The sequence below is a fragment of the Microcystis sp. LE19-84.1B genome, from assembly GCF_027531875.1.
Classification (GTDB): domain Bacteria; phylum Cyanobacteriota; class Cyanobacteriia; order Cyanobacteriales; family Microcystaceae; genus Microcystis; species Microcystis panniformis.
This window is the reverse complement of sequence record NZ_JAPZSR010000128.1, coordinates 15,842-27,465: the sequence shown is the minus strand read 5'-3', so window position 1 is coordinate 27,465 and position 11,624 is coordinate 15,842. Positions and strand designations below refer to the sequence as shown.

Below are 11,624 nucleotides of genomic sequence, written 5' to 3'. Positions count from 1 at the left end.
TAAGCGTCCTGGGGCGGCAATGGAGATTGATATTGTGGCGGTGAATGGGAGCGAGTTGGTGGCTGTGGAATGTAAATCTCGACTGTCGAGGGATGATGTAGATGATTTTGTCAGCCGATTACAGCGATTTAAGGTTGCTTTCCCCCAATTTCGAGAGTTTCGGGTTTACGGAGCGGTGGCGGGTATTGAAATTGACGAGGGGATAGATGTCTATGCCTATCGGCGCGGTTTGTTTGTGATTAAGCAGTCGGGGGAAACGGTTAAAATTATCAATGATGCTCAGTTTCAACCTTTGGGTTTTGCTTAAGCTGTTTAATCTCTTTTTTAAGAAGATGTAATTCTGCGATCGCCCTTTTAATTAATAATGAATAGTTGATAATGTAAACTGTCAGGAGTCATTTTGGAAACCATTATGGAAATAAAAAATATTAAACAAAAAGCCAGAAATTTAATCGATAAGTTGCCAGAAATTCTACATGGGATGATTTGATGTATGAGATTTATATGAGACAGGCAATTGAAGCTGGGTTAGCCGATAGTGAGGCGGGAAAGGTTATTTCTGTGGCAGAGGTACGCACTAAGTTCAAGCTAGAGCCATGAAAGTTTTCTGGACAGAAACCGCCGTTAATCATTGATCATCCATCTACAACTACATATCACAAAACTCCCCTCAATATGCTCAAAGACTGGTTGAAAGATTGACCAGACGCTCAGAACAGATTGCTAATTTTCCCTTTTCGGGTCGTCTTGTTCCGGAGTTTGAAACTGAGCAGATCCGAGAAGTTATCGAGGGTTCTTATCGCATAATTTATTATATCAAACCTGAGCAAATCGATGTTATTGCGGTACTTCATGCGGCCCGAAACATTGAAAATCCACAGGACTAACGATAATCCAAGACCATTGGGGGAGTAAATTACTGGCAGCAGTGAAGATTACCAAAAAGCGCAAGAAAGAACCACAAAGGCACAAAGAACACAAAGATTTTCTCACTCATAACTTTCTAGCAGGAACCATACTACAAAAAAATCGGGCGAGTGGCTGCCCCCTCGGTGACAGGTATCGAAAACCCAGAACCCGCATGGCTTCGTCGAAAATTACCCGTTCGTAAATGTTGACAAAATCTTGTAAGTCTATGTGCTACACTCTCTTAAGTCTTGACGCGAGAGAAGAGAGACTATAAAACTAGCTACAAGGTTGATAGCAACTCAGTAACAGCATCTTCTGATATGAATTTTCGGAATTCTAATATTTCGATGAGAACCAGTGTATTATCGTCAGAATAGTGTAAGATAACTTGTCCGTCATCTTCTGCATAACTGATTGGTTTATCCGATAGCTCTATTAACAAAGCATCGACATCTTTGCTATAGTTAATATTTTTCATATCTTGACCTCTTTCCAGGATATAAAGTAATTACTAAAATAAAAGCACTGACTTCTCGACAAACTACTCGTAAAACCAAGTTTTCATTTAATTTCCTTTGATAGATAATTTTCTGTTCTGGGAGCTTCTCTATTTTATCAGGTTTCCGAATTGTATCAATTATAAATTCTTGGACAAGAGTAACTCCATGATTAGCAAGAATATCAATTTTTGATTTTGCATGATCGCTAAATCGAATCTCTTTCATAATTCATAATTCATAATTCATAATTCATAATTCATAATTCATGATTTTTTAAGGCTTGGCTCCTCGTCTTTGCTTAGTTCTGCGACAAGAAATTGCATTACCTTCAACTTGTCTGCACGAGGCAGATTTCTCAAAGTGGGGAATAGCTCTGCTATAGACATCTGGCTTAGAGGATGGCACTACCCTTCTATTCTCTCATAAAGTTATCTATTCACCGCGCAAATTTCCATAACTTAGGCTACGCGATTAAGTCTTGACGCGAGAGAAGAGAGCCAATACCCCGATTCATCCCAGGATAAGCCAGCCTCCCATAAAAACCCCAGTAAACCTCACTCCAAATGTCCCAATAACGCAATTCTCCTCGGCAGTACATTAGTACAGGGAAGTGATTATAATGGGTTTCTGGAGTACGATATGCTACTTCCATATCGCCCAAATTAAACCATCGTTCTCCTTGTTTCCAACCTACGAGATCGCCAAAACGATCCCATATTTCATCGTTATATTCTCCTGTCCCACCAACAAGGTCACGGTAAATTTTCGCCTGTCCCTTGATACCAAATTTCTCTTCGCTGTATTTCACCCAGAGACGGTCAATCTCATCGATTATGTCTAAGGATACCATTGTATAAAGCTCATAAAAGTCAGTATAATTTTTTATGACCATCCACTGGTACATAATGAAAGCGGTTTCGTAGTCGGCTTTTTTCCAATCCTGTTGCTCTAGGTACTCCTTTAATTTTTGATAGATTTGCCCTGTATTTGCTTTGAGATATTGCCTGTGTTTTCTCAGTTCCTTTTCGTAGGCGTGATCAGCTTCTTCGTTTCGTTGCACCGAGATCATCTTATCGAATTGTTCTCGAAAGCGATCGGGGTTTTCTGTCTCTGCAAAAGCTAGACGGAAAATCTCGCGCCATCTTTCCTCATTTTCGTTTTCTTTATTCCCCCAAAGTTCAGTTAAAGCCTTGGCTGCTGTTCCTGATAAAGCAGAAAGCTGATTGACATCTTTGGGAAGCTCGATATGGGGGTTAATGTGTTTGATGTGGGAGGCGCGGTAGAGGGTTTCTCTGTCTTCATTGTGGATTACCTCGATCAAACCTTTATCCTGTGCTTGTTGTAATTTTTTCTGATAGTTGGAAACAGATTGACAAACCGCTTCTAAAGCTTCAAGAGGAACTGGAATTTCATAGATTAGGCAATTACTGACCACTTTTTCAAGAGCTTCATCCGTCAAAAGTTGAGGTTTTTCCTCTAACCGCCAGACTATCTTATCGCGCCAAGTAACATCAGATTCATTCTCAAATGACCGCAACTTTGTATCTATCTCCCCTGAACTTAAAACCTCATTATTGAGCCATTCCAAAAGACGGGGGTTGCCATCAGCAAGGGTTAAAGCTCTTTCTATGTAGTTTTTATCAATCTTACCCGAACTAAAATGCTCTAACCGCCACAATTTCTTTTCTAAATCGGACTCTTTGTATTTGAAAGAAGGCAAAGACTTCAGATGATAAAATTCCTCTAATAGAGGGGAATTAAAGGTATAGCGCGAGGTAATAATCAGGCGATGATAGTAATTGGTTTCCTGTATCGCCCAAACGAGAGCTTGTAATAGGGGAGCTACCCCTGCTTTAAGGATGTAGTCATCGCTGGATGAAGGGCATTCCAAGTTCCACTCGAAATCATCAAGAATAAGCAGAAGAGGTTGGTTTAACTGACCAAAAACATCCCTTAAGCGATAGTCTAACTCCTCATTAGAATCCAGAAGGATTTGACGTTGTGAACGATCTAATTTTTTAGCTAGGGTATTAACTAAGCTAGTTTGATCAATTTGTCGCCACCAGACAAGCTTAGTATAGTCTGGAAGGCGATCGCACAACCGAGCGGCGAGGGTACTTTTCCCGTTACCACCAAAACCTTGCAGGAAAACCCCAGCCTTATGAATTGCTTTAGAATTATCAAAGGGTTTTTTCAGCACTTGCAAGCAATCCTGAAGATCGCGGCGGCGACCGATAAAAGTTTCCCGTGTGGCTACCCGCAAATATTTCGTTTCTGGGTCCACAAATTTGTCAACAAAGGATACGGGAGGTAAAGGTCTTCTCTGTCCCCTCCTTACCAAGGCTTCTGGGATACTTCCCCCCACATAGAGGCGTAAACAATGCCAATCCCTCGCCTGATTTCCTAATAATTTCTGATAGGCAAAAGCTAACGACTCGCTCAAAGTAAAGCCTTGGGAAAGCTTTTCGTAGAGGATGGCCGCCGTATCAGCAGCTTCGTTATCCCTGACGGGTTGACCCCACCCCAAAACAGCTTTAGCCCCATTTTCTAATAACTTCTCGGCCATCGAAAGAATCTCATCACCATCGGAGTAGCCTGTCCGACACCCTGATAAAAACAACAGCTTGGGTAAATTAAACTGTAATTCTCCGGCAATATCTTCGGCGCTGGTATCTTGCCTATCTCCGTATTCCGTCTCAGTAATAAAATAGGGTTTCTGATCCTTGATGGTAGCGTGTCCGCTCAAGTGGATAACATCGAAATATCCCCTATCTTTACTGGCTATCAATTCGCCTAATTCTTTAATACATCCGCTCTCTTCAACGGTTAAAGATAGGGGTTTTCCTCTAGTTGCTTTGAGGATCTTCCCTTCTTCTGCCTCAAAGTCTAGTATAGGCGTTACACCCTTAGCAGAACTTGCTATAAAAACCACATTTAAGGCTCGATCCTGCGGGTTGTTGTCCACAGTTAACAGCCTTTCATTACCGGTTTTCATCCACCGCATGGGAACAATAGCGGGAAGCTTAGACACCAGAAAATTTTGACCATCGTGTAATAATTCCCAGGGTAGATGGACTAATCCTTTGCTGGTGCTGATAGCTAGAACTATTTTCTCTCCCCGGTGGCTATCTAATTCGTTCTGTAGAATGCGCTCTGTACCATCTAACCATCGGTACAAACCTTGTCCTGTTTTGGCGTGATCTTCCGGTAAACGAGTATAGTAATCGGTATCAGCCCTACCGCTCAGATTTTTGATTTCACTCAGAAATCTTGTGTAGGTACGAGTCTGGTTGGGGTTATCCCAGAAAAACCGGAACTCAACGCTATTGCTACCCCTCTCCTGAAGGTCAATATGCAGTATCTTCATGATTTTTCTTGTTCCAAGAGTTTTTGTAGTTGCTCTAGGGTAGCATCTTTGAGCATCAGGCGATCGCCGTTTTTGCTGACAATTAACACTCGTTCTATTTTCGGGGTTTCAGGAGAGTCAATTTTTCGCTTTAATTGGTAAAATTTCTCAGCGATGGCGATTGTTCCGCTAATAATGCCGATGATGGTGGCAATGGTAGCAAGGGTTCCCTCTTTCTCCTCTTCGGAGATAACTTCGTAGCTGCCTTGCACCCCTTCCATCTCTAGGATATCCTGAGCAACTTTGATAGCATCGGCTCCTTCAATTTCTATCCGCATCAGTTTTGTTCCTCCTGTCAGTACCCAAGCAAAATGATCCTAAATCCGTTTATTAAAAACTGATTATCTATTCCCCCTTTTGCCTGTCCTGATATGTAGCCTATACTCAACGAATTTAGCACGAAACCCAACCAATGTCCTATTATCAAATAATTATAAATGATTTTGCCTGGTTATTGGATGGGGTGTTGGGTAACAGTCGTCAACCCAACCTACCTTCCGCGCTTTCTAGCTGTCGGTTCTAAGAGTTAGATTACCAAGTACAAGCTGAGCTAAGTCATCAGCTTTCTTTGATTGTTCTGCCGCCAATGTCCTTAGCGTAAACTCTTGTTCGACAGCATCTCCAATTTGTGTTTGAATCTCTTCTGGGGGAACAATTATTTGTAATTCTAGTAATCTAGACGGGCTAATTCTCTGTCGCCCCGTTGCACCAGTAACGTTTGCTGTCGCTTGTCGGGTAAAATGATCAGAACGTAAAGCCCGAAAAAGGTAATAAAGATTAATCTCGGCTTGTGATTTTTTTCGCAAAACAATAAATTCAGTTGAAGCTACTGCGTTAGTTACATCTTGAGTTACTAGCGCAATCTTTTTGTTGGCCAAGCTGGGCATGATCTTGGCGAAGAGAATGTCATTCTTTTGAAAGCGATGTTTTGTACTTCCAATCTCATTTCCTTGATTAAGTTTAAGAGTTAATATATAGCCATAAATATCATCTACTTCTCGTAAATCTATATATTCAAATATTTGACCAGCATATCTACTAGAGCGTGGATTAACGCTTCTTGATACAACATCTACAAAGTTTCCTAAAGGCTGCTGTTCAAACTCACCTATTTGCTCATGCAAATATTGTGTATAAGCTGCACCAGCATCAACTGTATCGATACTACGGGCTGATTCTTCAGTGATTGTTAATATTAAAGGGTCTGATTTAATTAACTCGATAGTCATTGCAATTCTAGTTTTACTCTATGATAGGCTTCCGCGATAACAGGTAAATCATTGAGATCAGTTTCTCTATAATATTTTGAGGTAATGTCATAGCCAACCTGTTCTGCTTGTGCTAAAAAACGCTTTTTATTGTCTCCAGTAGTCTTCTTGAGATACAAAACACAGGTTCTAGCATTAGACCCCCCAAACGGCTTAAATGATCCGACAGGTAAGCTTATACAACCATGAATATGTGTACGAGATTTCACAAAGTTGCGAACTTCAGTCTCGGAAACTCCGCTGGCAACACCATGGGGCAAAATAACTAGCAAACGTCCAGTTTCAGGCTTTAATAGTCGAATTGCTCTCTCAAGAACCAAATAGTCTGAACCTTGAGCAGCTTTACCTCGTCCTAGATAATACCGGTTTAAAGTAGCAGAATCTTCATAGGGTATATTGAACGGGGGATTAATGAGAATTACATCAAACATTGCTGCGTTATTTTGCTCAATATTTAAAAAATCAGTTCTGCGTCCATCTGTATTCTCAAAAACATCTTCTCTAATTGAATCTCCTGTATAAATATGTTCATAGCCATCACCATGTAAAATCATATTTATTCGACATAAAGTGGCTAACCGAGGATTTATCTCAATTCCCCATAGATTATTCGTGACAAGATTACTAACTAAATGATCTTTTTCATCTTGGCTAGAATCAAGAAATCGAATTTTTTTGCGGACATTAATAAACGCTCTAATAAGAAAGCCACCACTTCCGCATGATAAATCAAGGACTTTTTCTCCAATTTTTATATCAGCTATCTCAACCATGAACTCAACTAATTGTCTTGGGGTTAAATACTGTCCTAAGTCCCCTCGGAGTGTTCCAGTAAGAAAGGCTTCATAAACAGAACCAACTACATCTCCTCCTGCTCCAGCCAAGCCAAGTGGTGTCTTAAAACCATAAAGACCAAAAGGCTCTAATTCACGAACAATTTTTTCAACAGTTTCGTTGCTTCTAATTTGAATTTGAGTTCCCGTAGGGAATACATTAAAAGTCTGTTTTGCGTCAGTAAACATTTGCTGTAAAGCAGCTAGAGGTCCACTGCCAAGAAGCCAGGAAGATGTAAAGCGATTGGGTGCAAGGCCTTCAGCATCTCTTTTCTCTTCGTTAAACTTACAAGTGAGAATTTTAGTTAGCTCATCAAATGCAGACTCGGCAATGAGTCCTTCTTTAGCTAACTCTTTTCGACATTCCCTAAATGCTATTTCTAAGTCACCTTTATTTTCAATAGTTACTAAAAGTCGCTCAGCAGCTTGTCGCTTTCCCAATTGAACTACATTGCTAGAGACAGTAAGTATTGTGCTTTCAAGCTCTTGCGGTTCAGGAACGGATTCTAATCCGCCAATATCGTCTCTATCCAAATAATAAATCTCCCAATCACGTCCATTAGTCAGAACTGCAATTGGTGTAGATGGTTCAAGAAGTTGAGCATAGGAAAGCGCTTGGTTAACATCCTCCTCGCTCAATCGATGCTGAATACGCTTGGTTTCAACCACAAGAGCCGGACGTTCCCCAATATAAACAACGATATCAGCTTGCTTTCTAAATCTATGTCCTGAAGTTCCAGTGATTGAGACTTTTCGACGTATCTGGTTCCTGTCGTAACCAAGCCTCATTATGAAAGGAATAACAACATTCTCAGCACAGTCGTCCTCAGAGTTCAACGGTGGTGCTTTGCGAAAAATGTCATCTAAGATAGCCTGTTTATTCAACGGCATAATAATCTATACACCTATGGGTTACACGATAACTAAGCCTACTGCAAACCAGAGCAGTAGGTAAATAGCTTAAACCGTTGCGTTGCTGTTACAGGCAATACTACTATTAACCAGCTTAGTTGGGGAAAAATCTCAATTACCATCAATGGTTGACCTAAGAAAATATTTCAGTCTCTCCGTCGGGAAATAACCTATTAGAGACTGAAAAATCTTAGTCATTCCATTCCCCTTTGGGTGGTACGGGGGGATTGCGTCGAAGATGACGGGTTAAGTCCTCATCTGGTTGTTTCTCTCCTCTTAGCCACTGTTTAATCGCTGTTTCGATAATGCGACTAGGATCGTTAGTCAGGTGTTTAATCTGGTCTAAAACTTCCGAGTCAAGGTGAATAGCGATTTCAACTTTCTCCGCCGTGCGCTGAGTCGGTGTAGCATTGTCGTTCATAAGCTCTATTAATGATTGCTATCTATCATTCTACCCGTCAGTCGAGGATTCTCATCCAAGAGTTTATCTATAGTAATCCGATTTGGACAAATCATAGAGCCTTTCCTTAGCCATTGCCCTTTCCCTGATTTTGTCACCATAATCAAGCCTACCATAGTTTCCTGTGGATGCCGAGAGGGGAAGCCAAGGCCAAAACCCTGACTATACTTGCAGTTTAGCTTTTTTTACCTTTTACTTTTCACTTTTGCTCCAGCCTTAGAGACTTTACCTTTACAATGAATTAAGGAATCTAAAATTTTATAAACCCCTGACTTTTGCCAGCAGTGAACCACGATGACTGACGTTCCCGTTTCTCGCATTCGCAATTTTTCCATCATCGCTCATATCGATCATGGTAAATCAACTCTCGCCGATCGCCTCCTGCAAATTACGGGAACCGTAGCCCAACGGGAGATGAAAGAACAATTTCTCGATAATATGGACTTGGAACGGGAACGAGGTATCACCATCAAGTTACAAGCGGCACGCATGGATTATACCGCTAAGGATGGTCAAAAATACGTTCTCAATCTGATTGATACCCCCGGCCATGTGGATTTTTCCTACGAGGTTTCTCGGTCTCTAGCGGCGTGCGAGGGAGCTTTATTAGTTGTGGATGCGTCCCAAGGCGTGGAGGCGCAAACTTTAGCCAATGTTTACCTAGCACTGGAAAACAACCTCGAAATTATCCCAGTTTTAAATAAAATCGACCTACCCAGTGCCGAACCGGAACGAGTCGCAGCAGAAATCGAGGAAGTGGTGGGTTTAGACTGTAGTGAGGCGATTCGGGCCTCGGCTAAGGCTGGGATCGGTATTAATGATATTCTAGAGTCGATCGTCCAATTAGTTCCCCCTCCCCAAGATACCCTCGAAGAACCCTTCCGAGCTTTAATTTTTGATAGTTATTACGACGCTTATCGAGGAGTAATTGTCTATTTCCGCGTTATGGATGGTCGGGTGAAAAAGGGCGATAAAATTCGTTTTATGGCTTCTGGTAAAGAATTTGTGATCGATGAATTGGGAATTTTATCACCGCAACAGGTGCAAGTAAATGAACTGCACGCGGGAGAAGTGGGTTATCTGGCAGCCGCGATTAAAACTGTTGCCGATGCCCGGGTGGGTGATACGATTACTCTAACCGCTAAACCAGCACAAGAGCCTTTACCCGGTTATACGGAAGCAAAACCGATGGTTTTCTGCGGATTATTTCCCACGGATGCTGATCAGTATGCCGATCTCAAAGATGCCCTAGAAAAGTTAAAATTAAACGATGCAGCTCTATCCTACGAACCAGAAACTTCTAGCGCCATGGGTTTTGGTTTCCGTTGCGGTTTCTTGGGACTGCTACACATGGAAATCGTCCAGGAAAGACTAGAAAGGGAATATAACTTAGATTTAATTACCACTGCTCCCTCGGTAGTTTATCGGGTAACTACCACCGATGGGGAAATTGTCGAAGTGGATAACCCTAGTTTGTTACCTTCCCCACAAAAACGGGAAAAAATTGAGGAACCTTATATCCAAGTGGAAATGATTACTCCGGAAACCTATGTAGGCGCTTTGATGGAATTATGTCAAAGTCGTCGGGGAGTTTTCAAGGATATGCGTTATTTTACTAAAACTCGCACCGCTTTGATTTATGAGTTACCTTTAGCAGAAGTGGTGACGGACTTTTTTGATCAATTAAAATCTCGATCGCGCGGTTATGCTAGTATGGAATATCAATTAATTGGCTATCGCGAAAATGAGCTAGTTAAATTAGATATTATGGTCAATGGTGATCCCGTTGATGCTTTAGCGATGATCGTTCACCGGGATAAAGCTTATTATGTTGGTCGCGCTTTAACTGAAAAGTTAAAAGAATTGATTCCCCGGCATCAATTTAAGGTTCCCATTCAAGCAGCTATTGGTTCTAAAATTATCGCTAGTGAACATATTCCCGCTTTAAGAAAGGATGTCTTAGCTAAGTGTTATGGTGGTGATATTAGCCGCAAGAAAAAGCTGTTAGACAAGCAAGCAAAAGGGAAGAAACGGATGAAAGCGATCGGAACTGTTGATGTCCCGCAAGAGGCATTTATGGCAGTTCTAAAACTCGATCCTCAGTAAAATCTTGGGGTGAGAATTAACTCACCCTTTTTAGTTTTGGCAGAGGGAAAGAAATTATTATGAAACTTTTGAGATTATCCTATCAAGATTTAGCCTCTGGATTAAGTATAGATTCTTGCGATTTTTTTCCAGATTTGAATTTATTAGTTGGTATCTCAGGTGCAGGAAAAACCTCGATTTTAAAGGCTATTAGGAATTTAAAAAGAATCACTAACGGTGAGTCTATAAATGGGGTGAAATGGGATGTAGAATTTTTAACCAATGATCATGTTCGTTATCATTGGTTGGGTGAATTTGAGGTTAGAAAAGCTCGTTCTCTCATCAAGATTGAAGAAGATGAAGTCAATGGTAATGACGGCGAAAATAAGGTTAGTATAATTAGTGAAACTCTTTTAAAAGATCAAGAGGTTTTGATCGCAAGAAACCAAGAGGTAATTGAGTTTAAACATTCAAAGACACCAAAACTACCATCTTATTTAAGCTGTATAGAGCTTTTCAATCAAGAAGAAGATGTTTTCCCTGTTCGACAGGAATTTAACAAAATGATTTTCAATCCACTTAAGTTTAATATCTCATCTTCAACATTGGATAAAATCCTTAGAGACTACGAAGATACCTCTCTCTCTGAATTACAATCGAGTCAACTTCCTATTTCTGACAAACTACTGATCACATATCAAAAATATCCCGATACGTTCGAGATAATAAAGAGAAAGTTTTTAGATATTTTTCCTCAAGTTGAAGATTTAAAAATAGAATCTTCAGAACCATCCAAACTAGGTAATCTGCTTGTTTCATTAACTCCAATTTTTTTACTTGAAGACTTACCTCGCATACAAATAAAAGAAAAAAACTCTCATGTCTGGATTGTAGAACCAAATATCTCCTCTGGAATGATAAAAAGCCTGATGTTCTTAGCAACGATCGAATTATCTGCTGCTGGCAGCGTTATATTAATCGATGAATTTGAAAATAGTTTGGGGGTTAACTGTTTGGACACTTTAACAGAAGATTTATTAGTTAATTATCGAGATTTACAGTTTATTATTACCAGTCATCATCCCTATATAATCAATAATATCAGTCCTGCCTATTGGAAAATAGTCACTCGTAAAGGAGGAGTAATTAAGGTAAACAATGCGGCCGATTTTCATATTTCTAAAACTCGACAAAAAGCTTTTATTGATCTTATCAATGTCTTAGAAGAATTTCTCCAAGGAATTAGTTAAT

At 40.5% G+C, this 11,624-nt stretch carries 10 protein-coding genes and 1 pseudogene; 4 read left to right on the top strand and 7 right to left on the bottom strand.

The annotated features are described in order from the left end of the window. A pseudogene (locus O9324_RS07745) lies at nt 1–307 on the top strand (DUF3782 domain-containing protein); the annotation flags it as partial. 391 nt (nt 308–698) lie between these two features. Then, the gene (locus O9324_RS07740) at nt 699–887 is read left to right on the top strand and encodes a type II toxin-antitoxin system RelE/ParE family toxin (RefSeq protein ID WP_185241165.1); all 189 of its coding nucleotides are present in this window, start codon (nt 699–701) and stop codon (nt 885–887) included. Nucleotides 888–1,189: 302 nt separating this feature from the next. Here O9324_RS07740 and O9324_RS07735 read toward each other — a convergent pair whose 3' ends face one another. The 7 genes from O9324_RS07735 to O9324_RS07705 form a co-directional block, all read right to left on the bottom strand. Next, a complete protein-coding gene (locus O9324_RS07735; protein ID WP_271955355.1) occupies nt 1,190–1,387 on the bottom strand; it encodes a DUF2283 domain-containing protein in 198 nt (65 codons plus the stop codon). After that, a complete protein-coding gene (locus tag O9324_RS07730) occupies nt 1,374–1,634 on the bottom strand; it encodes a DUF4258 domain-containing protein (RefSeq protein ID WP_110579526.1) in 261 nt (86 codons plus the stop codon). The genes O9324_RS07735 and O9324_RS07730 overlap by 14 nt, the downstream gene beginning before the upstream one ends. Nucleotides 1,635–1,872: 238 nt before the next feature. Then, nucleotides 1,873–4,776, bottom strand: coding sequence for a CHAT domain-containing protein (locus O9324_RS07725; RefSeq protein ID WP_288139887.1), 2,904 nt, complete (start codon nt 4,774–4,776; stop codon nt 1,873–1,875). After that, complete coding sequence (locus O9324_RS07720) at nt 4,773–5,093, bottom strand: hypothetical protein (protein WP_288139886.1); 321 nt, start codon at nt 5,091–5,093, stop codon at nt 4,773–4,775. The genes O9324_RS07725 and O9324_RS07720 overlap by 4 nt, the downstream gene beginning before the upstream one ends. Before the next feature lie 228 nt (nt 5,094–5,321). Next, entirely contained in the window at nt 5,322–6,044 is a 723-nt protein-coding gene (locus O9324_RS07715; RefSeq protein WP_002770928.1) for a restriction endonuclease subunit S, read from the bottom strand. Continuing rightward, nucleotides 6,041–7,807, bottom strand: coding sequence for an N-6 DNA methylase (locus O9324_RS07710; RefSeq protein ID WP_288139885.1), 1,767 nt, complete (start codon nt 7,805–7,807; stop codon nt 6,041–6,043). The genes O9324_RS07715 and O9324_RS07710 overlap by 4 nt, the downstream gene beginning before the upstream one ends. Before the next feature lie 211 nt (nt 7,808–8,018). After that, nucleotides 8,019–8,249, bottom strand: coding sequence for a type II toxin-antitoxin system CcdA family antitoxin (locus O9324_RS07705; protein WP_002732463.1), 231 nt, complete (start codon nt 8,247–8,249; stop codon nt 8,019–8,021). 333 nt (nt 8,250–8,582) lie between these two features. Here O9324_RS07705 and lepA point away from each other — a divergent pair, with 333 nt between their 5' ends. Together lepA and O9324_RS07695 are read left to right on the top strand one after the other, a co-directional pair. Beyond that, entirely contained in the window at nt 8,583–10,394 is a 1,812-nt protein-coding gene (lepA, locus tag O9324_RS07700) for a translation elongation factor 4 (RefSeq protein ID WP_002744314.1), read from the top strand. A 59-nt stretch (nt 10,395–10,453) separates the two neighbouring features. Next, nucleotides 10,454–11,623 (top strand): AAA family ATPase, encoded by a 1,170-nt coding sequence (locus O9324_RS07695; protein WP_288139884.1) that lies wholly within the window; start codon nt 10,454–10,456, stop codon nt 11,621–11,623. The last annotated feature ends 1 nt before the right edge of the window (nt 11,624 follow it).

Excerpts from the sequence above, each read along its gene's own strand:
- O9324_RS07695 (WP_288139884.1), top strand. The coding sequence starts at position 10,454 with ATGAAACTTTTGAGATTATCCTATCAAGATTTAGCCTCTGGATTAAGT.
- O9324_RS07735 (WP_271955355.1), bottom strand. The coding sequence starts at position 1,387 with ATGAAAAATATTAACTATAGCAAAGATGTCGATGCTTTGTTAATAGAG.
- lepA (WP_002744314.1), top strand. The coding sequence starts at position 8,583 with ATGACTGACGTTCCCGTTTCTCGCATTCGCAATTTTTCCATCATCGCT.
- O9324_RS07715 (WP_002770928.1), bottom strand. The coding sequence starts at position 6,044 with ATGACTATCGAGTTAATTAAATCAGACCCTTTAATATTAACAATCACT.
- O9324_RS07725 (WP_288139887.1), bottom strand. The coding sequence starts at position 4,776 with ATGAAGATACTGCATATTGACCTTCAGGAGAGGGGTAGCAATAGCGTT.
- O9324_RS07720 (WP_288139886.1), bottom strand. The coding sequence starts at position 5,093 with ATGCGGATAGAAATTGAAGGAGCCGATGCTATCAAAGTTGCTCAGGAT.
- O9324_RS07730 (WP_110579526.1), bottom strand. The coding sequence starts at position 1,634 with ATGAAAGAGATTCGATTTAGCGATCATGCAAAATCAAAAATTGATATT.
- O9324_RS07705 (WP_002732463.1), bottom strand. The coding sequence starts at position 8,249 with ATGAACGACAATGCTACACCGACTCAGCGCACGGCGGAGAAAGTTGAA.
- O9324_RS07710 (WP_288139885.1), bottom strand. The coding sequence starts at position 7,807 with ATGCCGTTGAATAAACAGGCTATCTTAGATGACATTTTTCGCAAAGCA.